25 protein-coding genes and 1 tRNA gene are annotated in these 23871 nt (G+C 67.1%); 15 read left to right on the top strand and 11 right to left on the bottom strand.

Annotated elements, in window-relative coordinates; genetic code table 11:
- The first annotated feature begins 180 nt into the window (after positions 1-180).
- Together ACMGFH_RS05725 and ACMGFH_RS05720 are read left to right on the top strand one after the other, a co-directional pair.
- Complete coding sequence (locus ACMGFH_RS05725) at positions 181-663, top strand: GNAT family N-acetyltransferase (RefSeq protein WP_415381858.1); 483 nt, start codon at positions 181-183, stop codon at positions 661-663.
- An 11-nt stretch (positions 664-674) separates the two neighbouring features.
- Positions 675-748 (top strand) — tRNA-Thr (locus ACMGFH_RS05720).
- 156 nt (positions 749-904) lie between these two features.
- On the opposite strand, the gene ACMGFH_RS05715 is transcribed toward ACMGFH_RS05720, so the two are convergent.
- The gene (locus ACMGFH_RS05715; protein ID WP_415381857.1) at positions 905-1093 is read right to left on the bottom strand and encodes an HEWD family protein; all 189 of its coding nucleotides are present in this window, start codon (positions 1091-1093) and stop codon (positions 905-907) included.
- A 317-nt stretch (positions 1094-1410) separates the two neighbouring features.
- Between ACMGFH_RS05715 and ACMGFH_RS05710 the strand changes: the two genes are divergently transcribed.
- A complete protein-coding gene (locus ACMGFH_RS05710; protein WP_415381856.1) occupies positions 1411-1554 on the top strand; it encodes a rubrerythrin-like domain-containing protein in 144 nt (47 codons plus the stop codon).
- A 22-nt stretch (positions 1555-1576) separates the two neighbouring features.
- On the opposite strand, the gene ACMGFH_RS05705 is transcribed toward ACMGFH_RS05710, so the two are convergent.
- The gene (locus tag ACMGFH_RS05705; RefSeq protein WP_415381855.1) at positions 1577-2035 is read right to left on the bottom strand and encodes a hypothetical protein; all 459 of its coding nucleotides are present in this window, start codon (positions 2033-2035) and stop codon (positions 1577-1579) included.
- 70 nt (positions 2036-2105) lie between these two features.
- Positions 2106-2558: an acyl-CoA thioesterase gene (locus ACMGFH_RS05700; protein WP_415381854.1), complete on the bottom strand. Its 453-nt coding sequence runs from the start codon at positions 2556-2558 to the stop codon at positions 2106-2108.
- A gap of 131 nt (positions 2559-2689) precedes the next feature.
- Here ACMGFH_RS05700 and ACMGFH_RS05695 point away from each other — a divergent pair, with 131 nt between their 5' ends.
- Positions 2690-4051 (top strand): NAD(P)/FAD-dependent oxidoreductase, encoded by a 1362-nt coding sequence (locus ACMGFH_RS05695; protein WP_415381853.1) that lies wholly within the window; start codon positions 2690-2692, stop codon positions 4049-4051.
- Positions 4052-4081: 30 nt separating this feature from the next.
- On the opposite strand, the gene ACMGFH_RS05690 is transcribed toward ACMGFH_RS05695, so the two are convergent.
- Positions 4082-4861 carry a fumarylacetoacetate hydrolase family protein gene (locus tag ACMGFH_RS05690; protein ID WP_415381852.1) on the bottom strand — a complete coding sequence of 260 codons (780 nt, stop codon included), beginning with the start codon at positions 4859-4861 and terminating at the stop codon, positions 4082-4084.
- Between the two features lie 125 nt (positions 4862-4986).
- Between ACMGFH_RS05690 and ACMGFH_RS05685 the strand changes: the two genes are divergently transcribed.
- The 7 genes from ACMGFH_RS05685 (at position 4987) to ACMGFH_RS05655 (ending at position 12698) form a co-directional block, all read left to right on the top strand.
- Entirely contained in the window at positions 4987-5811 is an 825-nt protein-coding gene (locus ACMGFH_RS05685; RefSeq protein WP_415381851.1) for a prephenate dehydrogenase/arogenate dehydrogenase family protein, read from the top strand.
- Positions 5808-7286 (top strand): small ribosomal subunit Rsm22 family protein, encoded by a 1479-nt coding sequence (locus ACMGFH_RS05680; protein WP_415381850.1) that lies wholly within the window; start codon positions 5808-5810, stop codon positions 7284-7286. The genes ACMGFH_RS05685 and ACMGFH_RS05680 overlap by 4 nt, the downstream gene beginning before the upstream one ends.
- Before the next feature lie 578 nt (positions 7287-7864).
- Positions 7865-8656 (top strand): 5'/3'-nucleotidase SurE, encoded by a 792-nt coding sequence (gene surE, locus ACMGFH_RS05675; RefSeq protein WP_415381849.1) that lies wholly within the window; start codon positions 7865-7867, stop codon positions 8654-8656.
- A gap of 108 nt (positions 8657-8764) precedes the next feature.
- Positions 8765-10165 (top strand): hypothetical protein, encoded by a 1401-nt coding sequence (locus ACMGFH_RS05670; RefSeq protein ID WP_415381848.1) that lies wholly within the window; start codon positions 8765-8767, stop codon positions 10163-10165.
- 72 nt (positions 10166-10237) lie between these two features.
- The gene (locus ACMGFH_RS05665) at positions 10238-11050 is read left to right on the top strand and encodes an aminoglycoside N(3)-acetyltransferase (RefSeq protein WP_415381847.1); all 813 of its coding nucleotides are present in this window, start codon (positions 10238-10240) and stop codon (positions 11048-11050) included.
- Between the two features lie 99 nt (positions 11051-11149).
- Positions 11150-11935: an NAD(P)H-hydrate dehydratase gene (locus ACMGFH_RS05660; protein ID WP_415381846.1), complete on the top strand. Its 786-nt coding sequence runs from the start codon at positions 11150-11152 to the stop codon at positions 11933-11935.
- Positions 11936-12017: 82 nt separating this feature from the next.
- The gene (locus ACMGFH_RS05655) at positions 12018-12698 is read left to right on the top strand and encodes a carbonic anhydrase (protein WP_415381845.1); all 681 of its coding nucleotides are present in this window, start codon (positions 12018-12020) and stop codon (positions 12696-12698) included.
- 30 nt (positions 12699-12728) lie between these two features.
- On the opposite strand, the gene ACMGFH_RS05650 is transcribed toward ACMGFH_RS05655, so the two are convergent.
- The 3 genes from ACMGFH_RS05650 to ACMGFH_RS05640 form a co-directional block, all read right to left on the bottom strand.
- Positions 12729-15134, bottom strand: a complete 2406-nt coding sequence (locus ACMGFH_RS05650) for a DUF2309 domain-containing protein (protein ID WP_415381844.1) — start codon at positions 15132-15134, stop codon at positions 12729-12731.
- Positions 15124-16611 (bottom strand): proton-conducting transporter membrane subunit, encoded by a 1488-nt coding sequence (locus ACMGFH_RS05645; protein WP_415381843.1) that lies wholly within the window; start codon positions 16609-16611, stop codon positions 15124-15126. Before ACMGFH_RS05645 ends, ACMGFH_RS05650 begins: the two co-directional genes overlap by 11 nt.
- Before the next feature lie 488 nt (positions 16612-17099).
- On the bottom strand, positions 17100-17564 hold the full coding sequence (locus ACMGFH_RS05640) for an Lrp/AsnC family transcriptional regulator (RefSeq protein ID WP_415381842.1): 465 nt from the start codon (positions 17562-17564) through the stop codon (positions 17100-17102).
- A 165-nt stretch (positions 17565-17729) separates the two neighbouring features.
- Between ACMGFH_RS05640 and ACMGFH_RS05635 the strand changes: the two genes are divergently transcribed.
- The 3 genes from ACMGFH_RS05635 to ACMGFH_RS05625 all read left to right on the top strand — a co-directional run bounded on the left by ACMGFH_RS05635 (position 17730) and on the right by ACMGFH_RS05625 (position 20350).
- Positions 17730-18725 carry an ArsR family transcriptional regulator gene (locus ACMGFH_RS05635; RefSeq protein WP_415381840.1) on the top strand — a complete coding sequence of 332 codons (996 nt, stop codon included), beginning with the start codon at positions 17730-17732 and terminating at the stop codon, positions 18723-18725.
- Between the two features lie 177 nt (positions 18726-18902).
- The gene (locus tag ACMGFH_RS05630) at positions 18903-19496 is read left to right on the top strand and encodes a cupin domain-containing protein (protein ID WP_415381839.1); all 594 of its coding nucleotides are present in this window, start codon (positions 18903-18905) and stop codon (positions 19494-19496) included.
- Between the two features lie 215 nt (positions 19497-19711).
- Positions 19712-20350: a plastocyanin/azurin family copper-binding protein gene (locus tag ACMGFH_RS05625; protein WP_415381838.1), complete on the top strand. Its 639-nt coding sequence runs from the start codon at positions 19712-19714 to the stop codon at positions 20348-20350.
- An 80-nt stretch (positions 20351-20430) separates the two neighbouring features.
- On the opposite strand, the gene ACMGFH_RS05620 is transcribed toward ACMGFH_RS05625, so the two are convergent.
- A complete protein-coding gene (locus tag ACMGFH_RS05620) occupies positions 20431-20733 on the bottom strand; it encodes a chorismate mutase (RefSeq protein WP_382260925.1) in 303 nt (100 codons plus the stop codon).
- The gene (locus ACMGFH_RS05615) at positions 20730-21584 is read right to left on the bottom strand and encodes a shikimate kinase (RefSeq protein WP_415381836.1); all 855 of its coding nucleotides are present in this window, start codon (positions 21582-21584) and stop codon (positions 20730-20732) included. The genes ACMGFH_RS05620 and ACMGFH_RS05615 overlap by 4 nt, the downstream gene beginning before the upstream one ends.
- A gap of 193 nt (positions 21585-21777) precedes the next feature.
- Between ACMGFH_RS05615 and ACMGFH_RS05610 the strand changes: the two genes are divergently transcribed.
- On the top strand, positions 21778-22206 hold the full coding sequence (locus ACMGFH_RS05610) for a DUF5796 family protein (RefSeq protein ID WP_415381835.1): 429 nt from the start codon (positions 21778-21780) through the stop codon (positions 22204-22206).
- Between the two features lie 48 nt (positions 22207-22254).
- On the opposite strand, the gene ACMGFH_RS05605 is transcribed toward ACMGFH_RS05610, so the two are convergent.
- On the bottom strand, positions 22255-22389 hold the full coding sequence (locus ACMGFH_RS05605; protein ID WP_268895806.1) for a hypothetical protein: 135 nt from the start codon (positions 22387-22389) through the stop codon (positions 22255-22257).
- Positions 22390-22509: 120 nt separating this feature from the next.
- A complete protein-coding gene (locus tag ACMGFH_RS05600) occupies positions 22510-23592 on the bottom strand; it encodes a class I SAM-dependent methyltransferase (RefSeq protein ID WP_415381834.1) in 1083 nt (360 codons plus the stop codon).
- Positions 23593-23871 lie beyond the last annotated feature (279 nt).

The following is a 23871-nucleotide window of genomic DNA, read 5'->3' as shown; positions in this document are numbered from 1 at the left end:
ACCCGGACGCCGGTCTGACCCCCCTCACCCGCGCAATTCTGGAGCGACCCCGGCGACCTGTCGTGTTGTGAGCTAACATACCGTATCCCCCTCTCACAGTGGAGACCCCGAGGAAATAAAACTCTCCCACGTCCCGGGGCCGAAGAGATTTGTCGGTCGGTATCGATGTTCGAGTCCCCGATGGAGATCCAGTTCGCGACGGTGGAGCAGGCGGAGGCCGTCACCGACCTGTGGGTCGAACTCGCCGACGAGCAGACCCAGTACGACTCGCACGTGCTCGCCGATCGGAATCAGAGCGTCGTCGCGGACGAGCTGACCCGCCACGCCGTGACCGACCGGCTCGTCGTCGCGACCGAGGGCGACGACGTCGCCGGCTTCGTCATGTTCACGCTCGACCGCGGCAGCTACGAGATGGACGTGACCCAGGGCGTCGTCGAGAATCTCTACGTCCGCCCCGAGTACCGCAACGAAGGGCTCGGCGGCGAGCTGTTGGCGACGGCGGAGCGGCGACTCGACGACCTGGGCGCCGATACGGTCGTCCTGGAGGCGATGGCCGACAACCTCGAAGCCCGGCGGTTCTACCGCCGGCACGGGTACGACACCCACCGGGTGCAACTGGAGAAACCGCTGGAAAGCGATAACCTCTCAAAGGAGGGGGAGTAACACCTACCCGCGCCAGGGGAGCTTGGGTGGTTCAAGCACTTGACTTGTAATCGAGACTCCCGGGGTTCAAATCCCTGCCCTGGCTTCCTCCGACGAACGGACGTGAGGAGCGGAAGCCGGCGGATTTGAATCAGCGAAGAGCTTTGCTCTGACCGTGGTTCCGATCCCTGCCCTGGCTTCGATCTTCTCACTCGCTGACTGAGCGGACGACCGCAGAAAATCCGACTGGATCGGGTCGGGTTCAGGCGCCTCCTTCGAGCGGGTTGTACGTCCCGTTGATGTCCCACTCGTGGAGACAGAAGCGATCGCCCGTGAGGCGCTCGCCCTCGTCGTCGGTGACGACCGTCCAGGTGCCGGCGTCGTCGTCCCAGACGTCGGTTCGACCGCAGCGTTCGCAGACTCGTTCTTTCGGGGGGACGATAGTTGTCATACCCCAGTCTCTGTTACGGGGGGTAATTAATTTCCTGTACTCGTCGCCGGCCAGGTGATTCCCACGCTGACAGGTCGACCGACCGCACCATCGACCTCGGTATCCTGCCGTCGAATCTGGATCGCGGGCGGAACGCTCCTCTTCGCCGACAGCGTTCGAGAGCGACGGGAGCCCCACGGAGAAATACACCGGCACCGGCACCGGCGAGGACGTTCCTCCGTCGACCAGTAGTGGACGTTTGGAGTGGTTCAACGGAGTTATACTCCTAGTATTTCCTTACAGCAACGCTTTTGCTGACATATGTCAACGTTTGTCGCATGTTCAGTGACGATCCCTACACGGCGGAGAAATCGCGGTACGAGTGCACCGACTGCCTGAACAGGGTGACGACCGACGGGTCGATCGGCTCCTGTCCGGACTGCGGAGGGCGGATGCGGAACGTGGCCGTCCCGCGGGAGTGAATCGGCTCGGCGTCGCCGACGGCTACTCGAAGTCGGGGAGGTCGTCGGGGGCCTCGTACGCCGTCTCCCACTCGATGTACTCGTCTTTGAGCACGTCGCACACTTCCTGCCCGAGTTCGGTCAGCCCGGCGTTGATCGCGGAGACGGTTCCCCAGGAGTCGAGGTCGGGATGGATGTCCCGGTGTTTCCAGTCCTCGGGGAGCCCGGGCGCGTGGTAGCCGACCCGTTCGGCGTAGGAGTCCCAGAAGAAGTCGAAGCGCTCCATGAGGTCGAGGTCGGCCACGATCGCGAAGGTGGCCTCGTCCATGTCCGTCCGGTCGGCCCACTCCTCGAACGCCCGGTCCCACGCGCCGTCGCGGAGGTAATCCTCTATCTCGTCGCGCCGGTAGTCCGTGTCGTCGACGACCTGCGCGTCGTCGTACTCGTTCGGGTCGATGGTCTCCAGTTCCGGGGGATCGGGCGGGTCGACGTCCAGCGTCATGGGTCGTGATACGCCCGGTGGGGGGAAAAGTCCACGCACACGCGGGGGCGCTCGCCTGGGGTCTGTGTCGCTACGCCGTGCTCTCCTTGTCGTCGCCGTTGCGGGCCTCCTCCTGGAGCCGTTGGCCCTCCTCGCTGTCGACGGTGAGTTCCGGGACGGGAACCGGGTCGCGGTCGTCGTCGATGGCGACGTAGACGGAGTAGGATTCGGTGGTGAGTTCGCGCTCGCCGGAACGGGGGTTCTCGCGGAAGACGCGGAGGCGGACGCGGACGCTGGTGCGGCCGGTCTCGTAGACGTAGGCCTCGACGAGGGCGGTCTCGCCGACGGGGATGGGCTGTTTGAAGTCCACCTGGTCCATCCGTGCGGTGACGCAATCGCGCCCGGCGAAGCGCATGGCCGACATCGCGCCCACCTCGTCCATCCACTTGAGCACGTTCCCGCCGTGGGTGGTCCCGAGGGAGTTCGCGTGGTTCGGTTGGACCATCCAGCGGTTCTCCAGAAACGTCTCCATCAGGTCTGGCATCGGCGGCGATTGGACGAGCGCACTGATAGGGTTGACCGTTCGCGCCCTCCCCGCCTCGGAGCGGTGCCCTCCGCCCTCTCGGTCGGGGAATGAAAGGGGGATTTATACTCCGCCGAAGCACGGATAGGGGTATGGACCGCGTAGACGTAGCGATCGTGGGCGGTGGCCCCGCCGGCACCTCCGCCGCGTGGGCGGCCGCCCGCGAGGGCGCCGACGCCCTCGTGGTCGAGAAGGGCGTCCCCCGCGCCGACCGCGACCGGATCGGCCCCGACTCCACGGACGCCGCCGGCATGCTCGATTACTGGGTCGACATCATGGGCATCCCCGCGGAGGAGCTCCCCGACGACGTCATCCTGAGCGTGCTCGACGGCGCCGAGTTCATCGGCCCGAACGAGTCCGTCACGCTCGAAGAGACCGGCATCGACGCCTCGTACGACAGCTTCGGGTTCGCTTTCCACCGCGCGAAGTTCGACGACTGGCTCCGCGACCGTGCCGAGGAGGCCGGCGGCACCTACCGCGTCGGCACGAGTGTCACCGACGTCGAGACCGACCTCTCGGGCGACCCGCGGCACACGCTCGCCCTCGCCGACGGCGACGAGGTCGGCGCGGACTACCTGATCCTCGCCGACGGACCCCAGCGGACGATCACGACAGGCGTGCTGGACCAGTTCCTGCCCAGTGGCCGCAGCGTCTCGGACTCCCTCGGGCCCAAGGAGGCCAACCACATCGCCTACCAGGAGCACCGCCGCATCCCCGAGGAACTGTTCGACCCCGCCCACATCAAGTTCTGGTGGGGCGTCATCCCGGGTCACACCGCCTACCCGTGGATCTTCCCGAACGACGACAACGTCGCCCGCGTCGGCCTGACGATGCCGATGGACCTGGAACTCGCGGACGTGGCCAATCCCGAGGACTACGCGCTGCTGGACGCGGACGACGAACGCATCCCCGCCGGTGCGGTCTACCTGCGACGCCTGCTCGAACGGGAGTACCCTGGCTACGACCTGGACGACTTCCCGCTCGTCGAGGACCGCGGGAAGTCCCGCGGGACCGAGGCCTACCCGATCTCCTCGACCCGGCCGATCGACTCGCCGACGAGCGCGGGGATCGCCGTGGTCGGCGGCGCGATGGGCACCACGTCGGCGTTTCACGAAGGCGGCGACCACGTGGCCGTCCGCACTGGCAAGATCGCCGGCGAACTCGCCGCGAACGACCGACTGATGGCCTACAACGGCGAGTGGAAGGAGGCCATCGGCGAAGAGGTCTTGCGGAACGTCGCCTTCGCCGAGGTCGTCCGCGGGTGGGAACCGGACGACTGGGACCGCGTGTTCGCGGCGACGAGGGCGATGAAAAACCGCGGCGGCTACGACTGGACTGGCGCCCTGCGGTCGGGGACGACGGCGCTGAAGATCGTCGCCGACTACAAGTGGACCAAGCGCGGCTTCGGCGACGGGAAGTACGTGCAGATCCGGCAGGACGAGTACTCCGTGTAGGAACGAGCGAACGCCGAGCGGACCGCGTTACTACGCGTCCGGGAACCGCACCGAGTGGCGCAAGGTCCCCACGTCGTCGATCTCTATCTCCACTTCGTCACCGTCCGAGAGCGGGCCGACACCCTCGGGCGTGCCGGTGGCGATCACGTCGCCCGGCTCCAGCGTCATGTAGGTCGTGATCTCCTCGATGAGTTCCGGGATCGAGAAGATCATCCGGTCGATGGTCGAGGACTGACGCGTCTCGCCGTTGACGCGGGCCTCGATGGTGGCGTCGTCCGCGAGGTGCTCCGGGGTGGCGATGACCGGTCCGATGGGCGCGGCGTTGTCGAAGGCCTTGCCGCGGACCCAGTTCTGTTCGATATCCTGGTCGTCGCGGTTGGAGAGATCGTTGAAGCAGGTGTAGCCGGCGATGACGTCCTCGGCGTTGACGGCGTCGACGTTGCGGCACTGCTCGCCGATAACGACACCGAGTTCCGCCTCGTACTCGACGCGCTCCTTGCCCGCCGGGAGCGTGACGGTGCTGCCGTGGGTCGCGACGGTGTTGGGCGTCTTGATGAACAGGAGCGGCCTGTCGGGTACCTCCTCGTCGCGCTCGTCGGCGTGGTCGGCGTAGTTTCGACCGACGCAGATGATCTTGGTGGGCTCGCAGGGAGCGAGGATGTCTACCTCTTCGGGGTCGAACGTCTCGTCGCCGAACGCGATGCGTCCGTACGGACCCGCGGCGGCGGTCACGACGTCCTCCCCGTCTCTGGTCGTCCATCGACCCCCGCGCACGTTGCCGGCAGAATCGCGAAAGCGGACGCGTCTCATGGGACGGACATCTCGGGGCCGACTGATAAGCGTTTTCAGAACGGGAAGGTGTGACACACCGCCGGACCGGGCGGAGAGAGAAGTGACCGAACGGCTTTTGGAAGCCGGCACAGTAGCCACGCCGCATGAACCTGCTCGTGGTCGGCGCCGGCGAGATGGGGCGGTGGTTCGCCCGCACGCTCGCCGTCGGGACGCCCGACCCCCCGTCGATCGCCTTCACCGACGCCGACCCGAGCGTCGCCCGCGACGCCGCCGACGCCTTCGAGGAGACCCCGGCTCGGGCGGTCCCGACCGACGCCGGCGAGACCTTCGACGTCGTCGCCGTCGCCGTGCCGATCCCCGCCGTCGAGTCGGCGATCGAGAGCTACGCCGACCGCGCTGACCGCGCGCTCGTGGACGTGACCGGCGTGATGCGGCGGGCGGTCGACGCGATGGAGGCCGCTGGTCCCGACCTCGAACGGGTGAGCTTCCACCCGCTGTTCGCCGCCGCGAACGCCCCTGGAAACGTCGCGGTCGTCGCCGACGCGCCCGGACCGGTCACCGACGAGATCCGGGCGGCGCTGGCCGAGACCGGAAACGACTGCTTCGAGACCACAGCACGAGAGCACGACCGCGCGATGGAGACCGTCCAGGCCCGCGCTCACGCCGCCGTCCTCGCGTTCGGTCTCGCAGCCGAACCGGTCCCCGACGAGTTCCAGACCCCCGTCTCGGCCGCGCTGTTCGACGTGCTGGAGACGGTGACCGGCAACGACCCGGGCGTCTACGCCGACATCCAGACCGCTTTCGACGGCGCCGGCAGCGTCGCCGAGTCCGCCCGAGAGATCGCGGACGCCGACCGCGAGCGCTTCGAGGAACTGTACCGGGAAGCGGGACAGGGAAAACCGCCCGCGCTCGAAGGCGCGCCGTCACCCGAAGAGGGAGCGCGGCAGTCCGACGGAGACGCTCGATGAACGCAGACCAGCGCGAACAGGTGCGGTCGAACGCGAAGTACCTGCGTGAGGTCAGGCCGATAGACCCCGACGAAATCCACGAGTACGTCGACGGCCAGCCCCACCCCGCGGCGGTCAAACAGGTGCTCCGCGAGTCGGCCGTCGACCTCGGCCTCGTCGAACGCGAGGACGGAACCTTCAAACCCGTGGACGAAGAGCCGCTCTCGACGGCGTTCCACGGCGTGGAGGCGTTCCCGGTCGAGCACGGTCGCCTGCTGGAGGACATGCTCGTCGAGCGCTACGGCGCGGGCTGGCCGGACGGCGACTCAGGCGACCGCCTCCGCGAGCGGATCCGCGCGATCAAGGACGACTACTACCACCAGCGCGACGTGGCTTACGACGCCGAGACGGCGCTCGCGTACGCCGTCTACCACCTGCCGGACTACTACGCCGTCGCCCAGTACGTCCTCGCGGACCTGATCCGGGATGGGCTCCTGCCGAAGCGACTCCGCGTCCTCGACGTGGGCGCCGGCGTGGGCGGCCCTGCGCTGGGGCTCCACGACCTCCTCCCCGAGGACGCGCTCGTGGACTACCACGCGGTCGAGCCGAGCGACGCCGCCGACGTGCTGGAGGCGATGCTCGCGGAGACCGGCCGGAACGTCTACCCGACGATCCACCGTGAGACCGCCGAATCGTTCGATCCAGCCGCGCTGATCGAAGGCGAGTCGGGTGGCGGCAGCGACGAGGACGACCGGGCGGGCTTCGATCTGATCCTCTTCTCGAACGTGCTGAGCGAGCTCGACGACCCCGAATCGGTCGTCCGGCGGTACACCGACGCGCTCGCTCCCGACGGGACCATCGTCGGGCTGGCGCCCGCGGACCGGAACACCGCTATCGGCCTCCGCGAGGTCGAGCGCGCGGTCGCCGACCGCGGCCCGCTCGCCATCTACGGCCCCACCGTCCGGCTCTGGCCGGGCGTGACGCCCGCCGACGACTGCTGGTCGTTCGACGTGAAACCCGATATCGAGGTTCCGGCCTTCCAGCGCCGCCTCGACGAGGGCGACCCCGGCGAGTCCGGGCTCGACGGACCTGAGCGGCGGGACGGCGAGTTCGTCAACGCCGACGTGCAGTACGCTTACACGTTCCTCCGGCGCGACGGGCGCCGGCGCGTAGACTTCACACCGGACGACTCGCGAGTGGCGCGGTTCGCCGACAGCGACGACCACGTCACCGACCGGCTGAACTACTACGCCGCGAAGCTCAGCCACGACCTCTCCGAGGGCGGCAACGACCTGTTCCGGGTGGGCGACGGCAGCCAGCAGGTCGACCACTTCGCGGTGCTGACCGAGGAGTCGACGCTCAACGCCGACCTGCGCGCCGCCGACTACGGCGACGTGCTGTCGTTCGAGAACGTCCTCGTTCTCTGGAACGACGACGAGGAGGCGTACAACCTCGTCGTCGACGGCGAGACCGTTGTCGACCGGGTCCCGGTCTGAGGCCAGGAGTCGACTGCGGTGGCGCGCGCTGTCGAGCGTGCTCGAACATCGTGAGAGCCGTGAGACGAAGCCGTGCGAGGGATGAGAAGCGCAACGAAGTGAGCATCGCAATCGGCTGGGGAGGGGTGTGGCCGTCTGCGGTGCTATGCGGGTGCGGTGTTGTGTTGCGCGATTGCGGTCCTGGTGGACTGAAAGGGCGAGGCGGGCTCGCGACGAAGTGTAGTCGCCTGAGTCGGCTCTATCCGAGCGGTGTGAGGTCGACCACAGGGAGACCTCGAATGCGAACGGGGAGCGAAGCGACCCGTGAGCGGAGCGAGGATATCCGACTCAGCGACCGCGAGCGCGCCGAGGGCTTTCATCGCATATAGTCGTCTGCGGGTGTAGACTCTCCTAGCGAGCGCGCCGAGGGCTTTCAACTTCCAGCGATCTCTGCGGTAGCGATTCCCGCTAGCGAACGCACCGATACCGGTCATCGCCTGCTGTTCTCTCGGCACCCACAACCACCAGCGAACGAGCTACGGGAGACACGTACTTTCGAGGGCCGGTGCGCTTTTGCCCGTACCGACGACAGGAGGCGTATGGACGAGCCGTCGATCCTCCTGACGAACGACGACGGGATCGAGAGCGCCGGGCTGCGCGCGCTCTACGACACGCTCACCGACGTGGGCGACGTGACCGTGGTCGCCCCGGCAGTGGACCAGAGCGCCGTCGGCCGGTCGCTCTCGCACGACGTGACCGTCCGCGAGCACGACCTCGGCTACGCCATCGAGGGGACGCCCGCGGACTGCACCGTCGCCGGCCTGGGGTCGGTCGCCCCCGACACCGACATCGTCGTCGCCGGCTGCAACCAGGGCGCCAACCTCGGGTCGTACGTCCTCGGACGCTCGGGGACGGTCTCCGCCGCCGTCGAGGCGACGTTCTTCGACGTGCCCGCGATCGCCGTCTCGATGTACATCCCCGTGCGCGACGACGCGGCCTACGAGGACGTGCAGGTGGACCCCGAGAGTTACGCGGAGGCAGCGCGAGCGACGGAGTATCTCGTCGAGCGCACTCCGGGGACGGGCGTGTTCAAGAACGCCGACTATCTCAACGTCAACGCGCCCGTCGCGGAGTGGGGCCCCGCCGGGATGCAGGTCACGTTCCCGTCGGAGGTGTACCAGATGACCGCTACTCGCGAGGAGGGGGCGATCGAGTTGCACGACCGCATCTGGGAGCGGATGGCCGAGGGAGACATCCCCGACCCCGAGGGGAGCGACCGCCGGGCAGTCGTCGACGGCGACGTGAGCGTCTCGCCGCTGACGGCGCCACACACCACGGAACACCACGATGAACTCGACGCACTGGCCGACCGATTCACGGAGAGCGCCTGACTGGAGAGCGCCTGCCGGGAGACTGCGGAGGCGTCGGACAACCGATCGTAACGTATACACTGCAGCCAAGTGACATTCCGAGCGAACCGCCCTCTAGCGGTCTCTCCAATGAGACAGACAGTCGCCACCGTCGGCGTCGTCGCCCTCCTCCTGCTCGCGGGTTGCGGGAGCCCCCTCGGCGGACAGGACACGGCGACGCCGGCACAGACCGACGCATCGACTGCGGAACCGACAGCGACGCCCGACGGGACGGAGGCCGATCCGACGGCGACACCCACCGATTCCCCGACGGCCACCGATTCCCCGACGCCGACACCGACTGAGACGGCGACACCGACCGAGACGCCGACGTCCACGGCTACGTCGACGGCAACACAGACGCCGACCGCCACGCCCACCGCGACGCCGAACGGCTCGGACGATCCGGACGTCGACCTCCGCGGGGGTCCCCTCTCGGTCGACGAGGACGCCGTGTACGCGGACGTTCAGGAACTGCTCGGTACCGACGTGGAGCCGCCGACGGTCTACGTCCGCGACGAGATGCCCCGGCTCGAACGCTACAACGACCAGCTCGCGGCCGACCCGTTCTACGACGCGTTCGGCTACGGCGACGAGTTCGTGAACACGAGCGTCTACCACGGCCAGGCCAGCCCCGACCGAATTATCGTGATGCCGAAGAACGCCAGCGAACGGCAGGTCAAGACGCTGCTGGCCCACGAGTACGTCCACTGGATGCAGTTCCACAGCGACGTGGCCGACACCAGCGGCTTCGGCGGGTTCGTCGACGACACGGACTCCCAGCAGGTCGCCGCCGGCCTCGTCGAAGGCGCGTCCGTCTACGTCACCGACGCGTACGTCGACCGGTACCTGAACACGTCCTGGAACCAGACACAGGAGCTTCGCGAGCAGTACGAGGAGGGTCCCGCGGGTCGCCGGCTCTTCCGCGCTCGGTACCTGTACGGGTCCCAGTACATCCACTCGCAGGTCGAGAGCCCGCGTAACGTCTCCTGGCTCTACGACGAGTCGACGCCGACCCCCGTCACCACCGAACAGCTGATCCACGGCTACACGCCGAGCGAGGAGCCCGAACGCAACCTCACTATCGCGGTGAACGCGAGCGGAAACTGGACGGACATCTCTCGACACTACGACACCCAGGGCGAAGTCGTCGTCCGGACGATGCTCCGCGCGGAGCTGAACCGCTCGGTCGCGTCGACGGCCGCGGCGGGGTGGGGCAGCGACCACGTCGCTCGCCTGCGCCACGCCGACAACAGGAGTCGCCACGGGTTCGCCTGGGCGCTTCGATGGGACGACGCCGGCGAGGCCGGCGAGTTCGCCAGCGCGTTCGAGAATTGGCGAGCGGAGCGGCCCGCGAGCGACGAGACGGCCTATCGTCTCGCTCGCGTCGACTCCCAGACGGTCGCGGTGTTCGCCGGCGACGAGGCGTTCGTCGCGAACGCCACCGCGTCGGGCACGAACGGGAACGTGACCGTCGCGACCGGTAACTGACCGCAGTCGCGCGCTCGTATTCGTCTCCGCTCGTCGCACAACACTCAAATTCCCGCTGCCCGAAGGCGGGCCATGGGAGAACACGCCGCCGTCGACCGCGTCGACGAGCCGGTGACGGTGTCGGCGATGGCCGAGGAACTTCGCGACCTCGGTGTCGAGACGGGCGACACCCTGCTGGTCCACTCCTCGCTGAGCGCGCTCGGCTGGGTCTGCGGCGACGCCCAGGCGGTCGTCGACGCGCTCCGGGAGGCGGTGACCGACCGGGGGACGCTCGTCGTCCCGACGCACACCGGGCAGTACACGGACCCCGAGCTCTGGTCGAACCCACCTGTCCCGGAGGAGTGGATCGAGACGATCCGCGACGAGCGACCGCCGTTCCGGCCCGAGACCACCCCGTCCAGGGCCGTCGGCGTGGTCCCCGAGGTCTTCCGCGCCTACCCGGACGCCGTCAGGAGCCGGCATCCGACGTTCTCGTTCGCGGCGTGGGGCGCCGACGCCGAGGCGATCGTGGAGGACCACCACTACGACTACGGGCTCGGCGAGCACTCGCCGCTCGCGCGCGTCTACGACCGCGACGGGGCGGTGCTGATGCTCGGGACGAGCTACGACACGAACACGTCGCTCCACCTCGCCGAGTACCGGGCCGAGTTCCCGAAGAACACGGTCAGGAACGACGCGCCCGTGGTCGAGGGCGGCGAGGTCGTCCGCGTCGAGTACGACGACATGGCGACCGACACCTCGGACTTCGAGGACGTCGGCGCCGCCTTCGAGACCGAACGCGGGGACGCCGTCGACCGCGGGTCGGTCGGCGACGCCGACGCGCGACTCGTCGACCAGCCCGCGCTCGTGGACTTCGCGGCGGAGTGGTTCGACGCGCACCGCTGATCCCCGGCCGGCGCCGCGGGGCGAGCGGTTGCCCGTCGGTCCCGGATCCCCCTCGTCTGCCGGCCGTGCACTGTTCACGCCGCGGCCCCAATCGCCCGCATGGAGGAACTCCTGACGAAACTCGACAGCGGCCCGCACTCGAAGAAGGGAGACAACGGACGCCTCGGCATCGTCGGGGGAAGCATCGAGTTCGCGGGACCGCCGGCGCTGGCCGGACTCGCGGCGCTCAGGACCGGGACGGACGTGGTGAAAGTCCTCACCTCGGAGGTCGCTATCGAAGTGGTCGCTGGCTTTTCCCCGAACCTCCTGACGAACCGGTTCATCGGCGACGTGCTCACCGCTGACTCCGTCGGGAAGGTGGCGTCCGTCGCGGAGTGGAGCGACGCCCTCGTCGTCGGACCGGGACTGGAGACGCCGCACCCGGACGCGATCGAGGGCATCCTCGACCAGACCGACGTCCCGACTGTCGTCGACGCGACGGCGATCGAGCCCGCGCTGGGCGCGAACTTCGAGGGTGCGGTCCTCACGCCCGACTCCGCGGAGGTCGAGCGCATCGAGGACGAACACGGCTCGCTCGACGAGTTCGTCCGGGCGACGGGGGCCGTCGTCGTCTCCAAGGGGGCCGAAGACGTGATCTACGACGGCGACGACCGGTACGTCAACGACGAGGGGACGCCGGCGATGACCGTCGCGGGCACCGGAGACACGCTGGCGGGCGTCGTCGGCTCGCTGCTCGGCCGCGGCCTCGACCCCGTCGACGCGGCCCGGCTCGGTCCGTGGATCGTCGGACGCGCCGGGGAGCTCGCTGCCGAGGAGTACGGCACCGGGATGGTCGCGACCGACGTGATCGAGCGGGTCCCGGCGGCGATCGATAGCGGCCGATGACGCCGGAGAGGGACCCGTCAGTGCCGAATCGGGCAGTCGGCCGAGCGAAGAAGTCAACCCAGTGGCTCGTGACTATTCCACTATGAACGAGACGATCGTCGAACTTCTGGAGGGGAACGCGGTCCACGCGGAGGCGTTCGCCGACCGCTTCGACGACGTGCAGGACGCCCAGCACCCGGACGCGGTCACCGTCTGCTGCTCGGACTCGCGGGTCCTCCAGGACCAGATGTGGGGCAACGAAGAGCCGGGGCACCTCTTCACCGTCGGCAACATCGGCAACCGCGTCGTCCAGCGGGCCGAGGGGGGCGAGGAGGTCTCCGGCGACGTGCTCTACCCGATCGCCCACACGGGGACCGAGGCCGCCGTCGTCGTCGGCCACACCGGCTGCGGCGCGGTGACCGGGACCTACCAGGCGCTGACCGACGGGCTCTCGGAGCCGGCCGGCATCGAACACTGCCTCGGCCTGCTCGAACCGCACATCGAACCCGGCGTCGAGGCGCTGCCGGACGGAGTCGACGGGGCTTCCGCGGTCAACCGTCTCGTCGAGTACAACGTCGATCGGCAGATCGAGTTCCTCGTCGGGAGCGACGAGGTACCCTCGTCGGTCGATCTGGTCGGCGCGGTCTACGACTTCCAGGACGTCTACAGCGGCGGACGCGGCGAGATTCACGTGATCAACGTCGATGGGGAGCGGCGCGTCGACAGGCTCCGGGACGCTCACACCGAGGTCGCCGACCGGATCGACCGCATCTGGACGTACTGACACACCGCCGAGGGGATCCGAGACGCCTATTCAGTGGACGAGCGGCTTCGCCAGGGTGGGCTCCCACTCCAGATCGCCCTGGTAGTGGAACGCGGCGTTGTCCTGTTCGGGGTTCACGACCGTGAGCGAGATCCAGCCGTTGTCGAACAGTTCCGCGACTTCCTCGTGGCGAGCGAGGATATCGGTGACGCGCTCGACCGGGGCGTGGATCACCGCCGTGAGCCGGAGGGGCTGGTGGTAGGGTCGCTCGTCGTCCAGCATGAGCGACTGGAGCGGGAGCCCGGTCATCAGGTCGCCGCCGTTGCCCTGCACGACGCCGACGTTGCCGCGGGGGTTCTGCGTGACCTTCGACCCGCTCCCGTAGACGGCGTTGTCCACCGTCGCGAAGTAGTACTGGTTGTTGATCCACTGGGTGACGACGAGCGGGCCGGTCACGATGGCCTCCAGAGCTTCCCCGTCCGGATCCGTCGTCCAGTCGTAGGAGTGCAGGAACGCCCGGCCGTCGAGGTCCTGGTCCTCGGTCAACTCGCGCGGGCCGACGACGAACGAGGCGTTGCCCGCAAGCCCCCACTCGGGGCGGGTCTCCGCCCAGTCGGCCGTCCGGCGCTCCGTGTCGCGGACGGCCTCGTCGGGGTCGCTTCCCCGCATGGACTCCGCGCGTTCGCCCGCGGCGCCGGCCCGCGCGTCTTCGAGGTCCCCGCGGAGGCGGCCGAGATCCTCGCTGTGGCTCTCGGGCACCTGGTCGTCGAACAGCGTGATCTCGTCGGTCGTCGTGTTGTGCTCGCCGGCGAGGAAGACGGTGTCCGCTGGGACGTCGAACCCGCGCTCGCGGAGTTCGGTCTTGACCTCCTCGTCGTTGCAGATCGCGGCGAGCACGCGAGCGTTCGGGCCGCCGGGGTTGCCGGCGCAGGCGCCGCAGTCGAGGCTCGAATCGAACGGGTTGTTCGTCGTCTCGCTCGCGTGGCCGGCGAAGACGACCAGCCGGGCGAACTCCGCCCAGCCCATCAGGTCGAACGCCGTCTCCGCGTAGGAGACCTTCTCCTCCAGGGTCATCCCCTGCGGGAGAACGCCTTCGGCTCCCCCGTCGGCGCGGCGGTCGAGCGCCGGCGAGCAGAACTCGTTCCGAGACGGCACCCGCTCGTCGACGGCGGCGGAGAGGTCGGCGACGGCCGACGGGACCAGCGTCCGCGCAGCCATCGCGGCGCCGTAGGCGCTCCCGCCGCCCTCGACGAAGGTGAACGCGGCGGCGACGTTGGTCTTGAGCGACTTGAGGTGCTTCCGGCCGGCCGACGCCACCTGGGTCCAGCGGTCGTGCGCCGCCCTGTCGTCGTGGTCGTGTTCCGGGCGGTCGGCGATACGGTGTTGCGGGTCGACGATCGGGGGACAGGCGTCGATATCGACGGCCGAGTCGTACCCCTCGTAGCGCATGGGGATGCCGAAAAACCCCGCGTATCCGTGGGTCTCGTACGGGCCGGCGGTCTCGATGTGCCGACGGACGACCTCCGAGCGGGTGTCGATACAGAAGACGAGCTGTGCGGCCGGCCGCTCGTCGTTCTCAGTGGAGGGCTTCGTGACCGACTCGTCGATGCCGTCGAGCAGGCGACTCCGGTAGCTTTTCTCCCACGCGGTCAGCCAGATCTCGGGCAGCGGAACGTCCCTGTCGGCCCCCTCAGTTGCGTCGGAGGCTTCGCCCTCGTTCTCGTCGGGTTCGACGGGCGCGTCCAGCAGGTCGGCCAGCGTCAGCCGCACCGCGAGGTACTCCAGCAGCGAGATCGGGCACGCTTCCTGCCAGGGTCCGGCGTGCCCGTCGGCCCGCTGCTTGATGAACCCGGTCCACCCCGGCAGCGCGGCGAGGTGCTGTTCGAAGATGGCCTCCCAGCGCCCCTGCGGGTAGTCCGAGAGGACCGACTCCAGCGCCGCCGTCGGGATCTCGGGCAGGTCCGAGGGGGCGTCACAGCCGGGCACCTCGTCGTCGTACGGTGCCAGGTCGCGCCAGGCGGCGTAAAATCCCTGCTCGCGGCCCGGCATCGACCACTGGGCCTGTCCCTGGTCGAGGAACGCGGCGAGCCACTTCGATAGCACGCGGTCGACTGTCTCCGTCGCAGTGTCGGGCTCGGTCCCCCGCTCCGATTCGACCGCGGCCATCTCGTCGAGCAGGGCTTCCGGCTCCCCGGACACGCCGTGGACGTCGAGTGCTTCGGCCAGTACGTCGGGATCGATTCGGCCCTGCTCCCAGGCCCGGCGGAACACCGACGGCCGGGGATAGCCGCGCCCGCCGAACAGCTGCCCGGCCTCCGCGACGGCGCGGTGGAAGGGTCGGTCCTCGAACCCCGCGAGGGGGTTGGCCGTGACGAACGAATGCAGCGGCCAGACCGAGCCGACGGTCTCGGCCGCGCGGTCGATGCTGTCTTCCAGGGTGGTGCGTTCAAGCGTCATTGTAGTCCTCCTTGCGGGTGAGAATCGTGTCCGGATCCGGCTGCGAGCGGTTCAACAGCGCGACGTAGAGGCGCCCGCTGGAGCGGTGCCAGCCGAGCTCCGTCGCCAGGTACGACAGGGCGAACAGGGCGGCGACGCCGACGTGGACGACCGTCAGCTCGGTCGGCGCCTTCGCCATCGGCGCGCCCGCGATCACCGTCGAGACGGCGTTGAACAGCACGCCGTAGGCGCCGATGGCGGTCAGGACGACGAGGGGAACGCTGACGAGCCTGACCGACGGCGACAGGGACGGCCGCCGGAGCACGTCGCGCGCCGCGTGCATGGTCGTCAGGACGACGACGAACGCCAGGAAGAGCCCGCTGTCCATGTGCGTCCCCTTCCCGGTCAGGACGGCGAACAGGGCGCCGCCGCCGAGCGCCGTGAGCAGGCTGACGACGGCGCCCGGGACGGACAGGCGTTCGCGTTTCGCGCTCTTGGGAGCCGTCTGCTCGACCGCCTCGCCGGACGAGAGGAACAGGTACGCCTTGTAGAACCCGTGCAGGACGAGGTGGGTGATGGCGGCGGCGAAGAAGCCGAGCCCGCACTGCAGTATCATGAAGCCCATCTGGGCCATCGTCGAGGCGCCGAGTTTGCGCTTGACGTCCGTCTGGACGAGGAGCAGCGCCTGCCCGAGCAGCGCGCTGAGCGCGCCGACGACGACGATTCCCGACATGACGGCGGTCTCGCCGGCGAACAGCGGCGCGAAGCGAGTCAGCAGGATGCCGCCCGCGTTGACGAACCCGGCGTGCATCAGCGCCGACGCCGGCGTCGGCGCGGTCATGGACGACAGCAGCCAGGAGTGGAACGGGAAGAGCGCCGACTGGATGATCGCCGCGAGGAAGACGCACCCGACGGCGACGAGCGCGACGGCCCGGGGGAGGGTCTCGACCTGACCGAGGATCCCGGTGATGGAGGTCGCGCCGGTCGCCCACACCAGCGTGAGGAGACCGGCGGTCAGCAGCCCGCTGCTGGCGAGGAAGTACAGACGAGCGGTCCGGGACGCGGCCCGGGCCTGCGGCCAGTCGCGGACGTGGCCGATGAGCGAGGTCATGAGGAGTCCCATCGCCAGCCACGCCCCCGCGAACAGCGCGACGTGGTCGGCCGCGGTCATCGTCATGACGACGAGCGTGAACGCGAAGATGCGGGCGAAGAAGGCGTCGAGGTAGCGGTCGCCGGCCATGTAGCGGCGGGAGTAGCTGTGGACGATCCCGCTGAAGAAGGTGACAACGACCCACACGACCGCGGTCAGCCCGTCGATTACGAGTGCGCCCGCGAACCCCCACGCGGACCGACCGGTGACTGTCAGCGCGAGCGTCCCCACGCTCAGGAGGAAGAGGACCCAGACCGCCGCCGTCGTCGCTCGGGGGAGGAACGAAGCCGACGGAGTCGCGTTCTCAGAGGGCTGTACGGCGTCGTTCGCTCGCGTTTGGCCAGTCATCGGTTGGATCCCCGACCAGTCTGTCTCGCTTCCACGGCGCTGAATCGCGCCCACCTCACACGAACTGGTCGTCGTTGCACTACGTTAGAACAATCTGGTTATTATGTTCTTCGATATTACGAATTTGTTCGGTAGAAAGTATTGAAAGAACATTATGGTCATTAAGGTGTACTACCTCTCTCGGCCGGTCGATAGAATCCTGAAACGAACGAAACGGCCGAATGTCGGGTGTTCCGCAGCGGTCTGGAGAGGCGCCGGAGACGCGACGATGGGGACTCAGAAGCGAGCGGCCGAGACGACACGCCCGTGTCGAGAACAGATTGGTCTCGGAGACGTGGAAACCGAACAGTCTCATACGATCCGGTCGTCAGTCTCCGCCCCCGTTCGACAGTTCGTTCGTCCCGAGCGCGATAGCGGTGTCGAACCGGTCGTTACGATGGACAGGCCGTCGAGAACGCGCTCCCGTGGGGATCGGGCGGTGGCCGTCCTCACCGCGAGGAGAAGTCGTCGAACGGCGTGGACTCGTGACTGCGGACGAGCACCTCGTCGGCGACGGTCAGTCCCATGTCGAGGAGTTCCTGCGCGACGGGCGTGATGTCGTCGTCTGCCTCGCCGACGGCCGTCACGAGGAGGTTCTTCTCGCCCGTGACCAGCTCCTGGACCGAGACGACGCCCGAGATGTCGAGGATGTCCTCGATGAGATCGCCCCGTTCCGGGATGGGAGCGGTGCAAAACAGCAACATTCGGAGGGGGTAGCCGGACTTCTGGTAGTCGACGTCGGCGCTGTACCCCTTGACGACCCCCTCGGATTCGAGCCGCTGGATGCGTTTTCGGACCGTGCTCGACGACGCCTCCGTCCGCTCGGCTATCTCGCCGGAAGAGAGATTCCGGGCGTCCTCCTGCAGCGCAGCGAGGATCTCCCGGTCGGTCTCGTCGAGTTCGTAGTCGGCCATACGCATCGTTTCCCCGCGGAGAACATAAGGAACTTCGGCTGTGGGTGTGTGCACTGGCGAAGCCGTCCGTATGCACTCAGTGGCAATGTCGAAGCGTTTCCGACGGAGCGCCGGTGACGGGAGTCTGGAGGTGCGTTTTATGAATTTTGAGTGTGTATCGTTAGCATGGGACAAACTCGATTCACTCCCGATCTCGAACTCGACGAGCTTTCCCCGGACGAGGCCTTCGCCATTCTGGGGAACGAAATACGGCTAGACGTCATCCGCGTACTCTGGCGGGCAGGTGCCACCTACGAATACGACGACGGCTCTGACGCCGTCGAGACAGTGCCGTATTCAGAGTTACAGGCCGAGATCGACGTCGACGATAACGGGAAGTTCAACTACCACCTCTCGAAACTCGCTCCTCATTTCGTCCGACGAAGTGACGACGGATACCGGCTGAGCAGTGCAGGGAAGCAGATCGCCAGAACGGTGATAGCCGTATCCGGTACGGGGCACCTCGACTTCTCTCGGGAGCTAGAGGAGAGGTGTCCGTTATGCGGGGCAGCCGTTGCGGTCACCTACGAGGATCAATGGCTCCGAGTCAGGTGTACCGAGTGCTACGGACTGTTCGGCGATCAGGCACCGACTGGGACGCTCTTCCTCACGAGCTATCCAGCAGCGGGTCTGACGACCCGTGACTCCGAGCAAGCGCTCGCAACCGGTCTCTATCGGTGTGGTCTGGACATAACCTATCTGATGTACGGTATCTGTCGCGAGTGTGCGGGCCAGATCTCGTCGTCGGTGACGGTCTGTGACGCGCACGAAGTGGAGGATGGTCAGCCCTGCGACACCTGTAGAACACCGTTCCCGGTTTGGGCAGACATGAAGTGTGATACCTGTGGGTTCGCCAAGCGGTTACCGGTCGAGATGTTTGTGACTGGTCTCGTCCTTGCGACCGAACTGACAGGCAGCCCCGAGCTAGACATCGAATCACCTGCGGTAAACGAGGCCATCGAACTGCTTCAGAACAACGTCGAGACGGACGTTTCGACGGAGCCCCTCCGCGTATCACTTCGTATCGAGGTCGAGACGACGGCGTTCACTCTCACGTTGGACGATGAGATGAATATCGTCGAGTTCGACCGAGAACCCCGGACTGACGCCGTCGTTTCGTGACCCGGATACGTCTCGTTCGCTCAGAGAAATATTATTCTCCTAACAAATAAACCCGGTCCCGCCGATAGCATTAGCTGCTCGGCTCGGGTCAGAATCGAGCAACTGGCGTCCGTGACGTGGAGCGCCCGGGGCGATATCGAGCGGCGGAATGGACGCTACAGGAGGTGACCACGGACCATGACAAGGAAATCAATGCCGAACGGCGAGGGTGTTGGCGGGGGCAACGCTACGACGACAGTAGATTGCGGCGAGCAGGACCGAATCCTCGACTGGGGCGGTTTCCCAGGTTACTGGGAGATCACGCGATCGACAGCGGATACAAACGGCGAACTGTTGGAGATGAGGTTCGACATCGAAACCGTCCCTGAAGACGGCCCGTTCGTCCACACCCATCCACACGCCGAAGAGCGCTACGAGGTGGTTTCAGGTGTGCTGGAAGTGTACGTGGACGGGGAGTGGATGGACGTCTCGGCTGGTGAGGAACACATCGTCCCGCCGGGGACGCCACACACGTTCAGGAACAAGACGCCGGTTGAGGTCGTCAACGTCCACCAGCCCGCGCTACAGCACGAGGAGTTCTTTCGGAGGTTCCATCGGCTCGTCACCGAGCGAGGGGTGTCATTGCCTCCGGAGGGGTTCAACGACATCCTGCTGTTAGCGATGCTGACGACGGAACACGAGGAGGATATCTACGCGGTGAGCCCGCCGCATTGGGCCTTCAGGGCCCTGGCCGTCCTCGGACGTGTGTTGGGATACCGGCTTCCTGACTAACCGACACCGCAGATTACACCAGTAACTTCCAGCAATACGATTCGAAATCGACAATGACACGATCATCAGACCAACGAATGGAGAAATCAGACACGTCGAACAGTCGACCGATCTGTCGACGTAGAGCCGTGCTCAGAGCTACCGGACTCGGTGCGGCGCTCCCGATATTCGGAGGAGCCGCGAAGGCGAAAGAGAGTGCCTGCCAACCGTCAAACGTGCGGGACGAGACCGATACCGCCCGGCCACCGAAGATCCACTCCCACTTCGGCTATTCAGGGACGAGTGAGGACGAGATTCCGGACCGGTTGGAACCGGACGAGACGGTGAAACTCCACGTCGACGAGGACAAAATCGACGATTCGAATCTCCCGGCTCTAACGGTCGAGTTCGGTGCGTTCCACTTCGCCCCCGTGGGACTCCACGTAGATCCAGGGGCAATAGTCGAATTCGAGTTCGAAACGCCGGAACACTCGGCGACGGCGTACCACACTGATCAAGAGCGCCAGCAACGCGTCCCCGACGGCGTTCCGGCGTTCTCGTCGACGGTCAACGAGCACCACGGGTTCTGGCTCTATCGCTTCGAGGAAGAAGGCGTGTACGACCTGTTCTGTGCCCCCCACGAGTGGGGCGGGATGGGCATGCGAATCGTCGTCGGAGACGATCCCGGTGATGTCGTGCGGGCTCCTGGTCGTCCACCGCTTCCGTTGACCGGTGCACTCCTCGGGACGGGACTAGACGGGGACATCGGCCATCCAGACATGGAACCGCAGAACATCGTCGACAACGGGCCAATCTCCGGGCACGACCTGGGTATCGATCTCGAGGTAACGATAACGGCCCCAGGCCCAACCTGAGATCTCGCCTATTTCGACTTCCCCTTTCTGTGAACGAGTATAGCTAAGTGGAGGATACGGGAACCGTCTGCTCGATTCGACTACCGGCTCTCGCGCTGCTCGACCTTGTTCAGTTCGATGAGCAGGCGGAAGATGGCCTTGACGAGGTTGGAGTCGACGTCGAACTGCTCGGCGTTCTCGCCGGCGCGGTCCATGACGGCCTGTTCCTGGTCCTCGTCGGTCGTCGGCAGGTCGCGTTCGTCTTTGACCTGCGCTATCGTGTCGGCGACGTAGGTCCGCTGGGCGATCAACTCGACGATCTCGCGGTCGATCGTCCGGATCTCTTCGCGCAGTTCGTCCAGGCTCATCTCCTCGGCGTACTGGGTGGATTCGTCGTCGCTCATGTGATTCGTGTGCCCTCCGTTTGCGTCGTCGTCAGCCAGGTGCGGCCCTCGCGCTCGCTCCACTGCTCGCGCAGCGTCTCCAGCGCCGCGCGCTCGCCGACGGCGGTGAAACTCGGTCCCGTTCCCGACAGCGAGACGCCCTCGACGACGGGCATCGCCTCGACGACGGGGTCGGTCGGGAAGTCGAGCGCGGCGCAGAACGCCAGGCCGTTGACCGTCATCGCCCGCGCGAAGTCGCCATCGAGCGCGAGGTCGGCGACGAGGTCGGCCATCGGCGCGACCCGCTCGCAGCGCTCGACGTCCGCGTCCGCGGAGAACGACCGTTCGGGCGGCGTCCAGACCAACACCGCCCAGTCGCGTTCCTCGCGGGCGAGGAGTTCGTCGGCGGTGTTGTCGGTGACGGTGACGCCGCCCAGCATGCTCGCGCTGGCGTCGTCGAACGCGCCGGTGACCGTGACGCCGGCGTCGCGGGCGGCCTGCACGCCGATGCGGCAGGCGTCTTCGCGGGAGACCGCGTCGGCGGCGTCGAGCGCGTCGAGCGTCGCCAGCACGGTCGCGTTCGCGGCGGCGCTCGAACTCTTCAGGCCCGACGCCATCGGCACGTCGCTCTCGGTGCGGACGCGGCCGCCCTCGCCGTCGCCGAAGCGGTCGGTGACGGCGGCGACGCACCGCTCGATCAGCGCCGTGTCGGCGTCAGGGTCCTCGGCGACGGTGCCGGTGACGGCGTCCGCCTCGGGGTCGAGTTCCACCGTCGCAGTGGTGTACTCGTCGATGGCGAAGGCCGACCCGGTGCCGGTCGCGAGCGCGTTCAGCACCGTCCCCGCCGCGGGAGCGACTGCCTGTCCTTCCATCGTCTGCCTGTCTTCCCGGGCGGTATTTACCTCTGTGGGATTCCCGCGAACGAAGAGAACGGGAAGTCGGCGAGGGAGCGAACAGACGTGAGCGGGCTCGTCGGAAATCCGGCAAGCGGCCCGGGGCGGAGGTGTCCCGGCCGCCCGGCAGGGGAACGCGGTGCTTTTGGGGCGCTGGCGGGAACTGTCGGGTATGAGCGCGCGCAACGACGTGCCGCCGGACACGCTGGGTGTCGAGCTGACCGAGGACGGCGTCGCCGTCGAGTATCACGACGGGCGAGAGGTCTTCTACCGCGGCGTCCCGACGGCGGTCGAGGACAGCGTCCGCGCCGGCCCGGGCAAGGACGTCCACGTGCTGGTCACCGACGAGACCGAGACGCAGGGCATCATGCTCTACATCAACGACCTGAACACCCACGACGACATCCTGCAGGAGACCGGCGTCGGCCGCGTCATGATCGACGACGGCGCGGAGGAGACGCTGTTCCAGGGAGTGACCGCCCGCGCCGAGGCCCACCGCGTCGAGATCGAGGCGGACCTGTCGGTCGTCGACGGGCGCGTGTTCGTCTTCGCCGAGGACGAGATGGGCGAGCGCAGTTACGAGATCGTCGAGAACGCGTAGCGGCCGCCTGGTTCGGTCAGTCTCCCTCCCCTCGGTCCGCCGGCCCCCTCACTGGATGTACGACGGTTCCTCGGCGTCGCAGTTCTCCTCGTGCTGTCGCGCGTCGGACTGGTCGTCGAACATCAACCCGCAGGCCTCGCACTTGTACCAGGTCATCTCGTCGCGCTCGGTAGTCACGACCATGGTAGGGTGTGCGTCGGCAACCGGTAAAGGCGTTTCTCCGGTCTGCCCGACGGTCGGTTGCGAGTTCGAAGTGACCACCGAGAGGTCTGAAGTGGTCGAAAAAATCGATCGAGGGTGACGTTACGGCTTCGCTTCGAAGACCAGACTGGTCGGTGTCTCAGCTGCCCGGCGGAAGTGAGTAAACCCGCCTTCGGTGACTACGTCGCGGGTGCGTTGCTCTCCCGCCTGGGCGCCGAGTCCGTAACCGACCTCCTGATCGAGCGAGTTCGGCGTACAGGCCACTGTCGAAATCGAGTACGCGAGGCGGCCGAACGGCGTGAGGTTGTCTTCGACCCGGTCCTCGGCGTAGGGCTCGACGATCATCCACGTCCCGGCGTCCGCGAGGGTCTCACGAACGTGGGCCGCCACCCCGACCGGATCGCCCATGTCGTGGAAGCAGTTGAACATCGTCACGAGGTCGTAGTCGGTCCCATCGTACGCTGACGCGGTCGCCACCTCGAAGTCGACCCGGTCGGCGACGCCCGTAGTTTCCGCCCGCTCGCGCGCCACCTCGATCGACTCCTGGTGGTAGTCGATGCCGACGACCGTCGAGTCGGGGTACGCCTCGGCCATGCGGATCGTCGGTGCGCCGTGTCCACAGCCGACGTCGGCGATCCGGCCGCCCGCTTGCAGCTTCTCGTCGACCCCGTCGAGCGACTCGATCCAGTCGATCAGGTACGCCCCGTAAGACGGTCCGAAGAAGCGTTCCGTACCGTGAAATACGTCGTCGTCGTGTTCGTGCCAGCCGATGCCCTCCCCCGTCCGAAACGCTTCGCGGAGATCGGGTTCGATCTGGGCCGCCGATGCGACCAGCTGGAACGCCCCCGGCATGAATACCGGACTCTCCTCGTTGGCCAACACGTATGCCTGTTCGGGGGTGAGACCGTATCGGTCGGTCTCGGGGTCGTAGGTCACGTATCCCCCGGCGGCCTGTGAACGCAGCCATTCGCGGACGTAGCGCTCTGCGGTGTCCGTTTCCTGGGCCAGTTCGGCGGACGTGAGCGGCCCGGCGTCGTCGAGTGCCGCGTAGAGGCCGAGTTCGTCGCCGATGATGGCCAGCGAGGCGTGAACTGTCGCACCGAGGTCGACGAGCGACGTCTCCACTAGTTCGTTCAGTTTCTGCTCGTCGATCTGAGTCGAGTCAGCTTTGGTTTCTGTAGCCATGGATTTCCCCCAATGCGTGGTTGTATTTCGGCCAAGAGAGCGGTTGTCCCTTGACCAGTGATACCAGGCATCAATACTAGTACGAACGGGGTGGACGAATCGTTACGTGCCAACAGATACCACCTTAACTCGTTGTGATAGAAGCGACATCAGCTATTGATAGAAGGAGACGTGCTGAATAGATTCTCTGTATTCAGCACGCCACTCTCGACAGGTGGATACGTCGACGACTGGCGTGGTCCCTCGTTCCGCTGCAGTGAGCAGTCGCGTGAACGGAGT

The organism is Halosimplex rarum, assembly GCF_047715405.1.
Classification (GTDB): domain Archaea; phylum Halobacteriota; class Halobacteria; order Halobacteriales; family Haloarculaceae; genus Halosimplex; species Halosimplex rarum.
The sequence above is the reverse complement of the archived record's forward strand: the minus strand, read 5'-3'. Positions and strand labels throughout refer to the sequence as shown.

Bases quoted from the DNA above. Each gene is read 5' to 3' on its own strand.
- ACMGFH_RS05725 (WP_415381858.1), top strand. From the start codon at position 181: ATGGAGATCCAGTTCGCGACGGTGGAGCAGGCGGAGGCCGTCACCGAC.
- ACMGFH_RS05715 (WP_415381857.1), bottom strand. From the start codon at position 1,093: ATGACAACTATCGTCCCCCCGAAAGAACGAGTCTGCGAACGCTGCGGT.
- ACMGFH_RS05710 (WP_415381856.1), top strand. From the start codon at position 1,411: ATGTTCAGTGACGATCCCTACACGGCGGAGAAATCGCGGTACGAGTGC.
- ACMGFH_RS05705 (WP_415381855.1), bottom strand. From the start codon at position 2,035: ATGACGCTGGACGTCGACCCGCCCGATCCCCCGGAACTGGAGACCATC.
- ACMGFH_RS05700 (WP_415381854.1), bottom strand. From the start codon at position 2,558: ATGCCAGACCTGATGGAGACGTTTCTGGAGAACCGCTGGATGGTCCAA.
- ACMGFH_RS05695 (WP_415381853.1), top strand. From the start codon at position 2,690: ATGGACCGCGTAGACGTAGCGATCGTGGGCGGTGGCCCCGCCGGCACC.
- ACMGFH_RS05690 (WP_415381852.1), bottom strand. From the start codon at position 4,861: ATGAGACGCGTCCGCTTTCGCGATTCTGCCGGCAACGTGCGCGGGGGT.
- ACMGFH_RS05685 (WP_415381851.1), top strand. From the start codon at position 4,987: ATGAACCTGCTCGTGGTCGGCGCCGGCGAGATGGGGCGGTGGTTCGCC.
- ACMGFH_RS05680 (WP_415381850.1), top strand. From the start codon at position 5,808: ATGAACGCAGACCAGCGCGAACAGGTGCGGTCGAACGCGAAGTACCTG.
- surE (WP_415381849.1), top strand. From the start codon at position 7,865: ATGGACGAGCCGTCGATCCTCCTGACGAACGACGACGGGATCGAGAGC.
- ACMGFH_RS05670 (WP_415381848.1), top strand. From the start codon at position 8,765: ATGAGACAGACAGTCGCCACCGTCGGCGTCGTCGCCCTCCTCCTGCTC.
- ACMGFH_RS05665 (WP_415381847.1), top strand. From the start codon at position 10,238: ATGGGAGAACACGCCGCCGTCGACCGCGTCGACGAGCCGGTGACGGTG.
- ACMGFH_RS05660 (WP_415381846.1), top strand. From the start codon at position 11,150: ATGGAGGAACTCCTGACGAAACTCGACAGCGGCCCGCACTCGAAGAAG.
- ACMGFH_RS05655 (WP_415381845.1), top strand. From the start codon at position 12,018: ATGAACGAGACGATCGTCGAACTTCTGGAGGGGAACGCGGTCCACGCG.
- ACMGFH_RS05650 (WP_415381844.1), bottom strand. From the start codon at position 15,134: ATGACGCTTGAACGCACCACCCTGGAAGACAGCATCGACCGCGCGGCC.
- ACMGFH_RS05645 (WP_415381843.1), bottom strand. From the start codon at position 16,611: ATGACTGGCCAAACGCGAGCGAACGACGCCGTACAGCCCTCTGAGAAC.
- ACMGFH_RS05640 (WP_415381842.1), bottom strand. From the start codon at position 17,564: ATGGCCGACTACGAACTCGACGAGACCGACCGGGAGATCCTCGCTGCG.
- ACMGFH_RS05635 (WP_415381840.1), top strand. From the start codon at position 17,730: ATGGGACAAACTCGATTCACTCCCGATCTCGAACTCGACGAGCTTTCC.
- ACMGFH_RS05630 (WP_415381839.1), top strand. From the start codon at position 18,903: ATGACAAGGAAATCAATGCCGAACGGCGAGGGTGTTGGCGGGGGCAAC.
- ACMGFH_RS05620 (WP_382260925.1), bottom strand. From the start codon at position 20,733: ATGAGCGACGACGAATCCACCCAGTACGCCGAGGAGATGAGCCTGGAC.
- ACMGFH_RS05615 (WP_415381836.1), bottom strand. From the start codon at position 21,584: ATGGAAGGACAGGCAGTCGCTCCCGCGGCGGGGACGGTGCTGAACGCG.
- ACMGFH_RS05610 (WP_415381835.1), top strand. From the start codon at position 21,778: ATGAGCGCGCGCAACGACGTGCCGCCGGACACGCTGGGTGTCGAGCTG.
- ACMGFH_RS05605 (WP_268895806.1), bottom strand. From the start codon at position 22,389: ATGGTCGTGACTACCGAGCGCGACGAGATGACCTGGTACAAGTGCGAG.
- ACMGFH_RS05600 (WP_415381834.1), bottom strand. From the start codon at position 23,592: ATGGCTACAGAAACCAAAGCTGACTCGACTCAGATCGACGAGCAGAAA.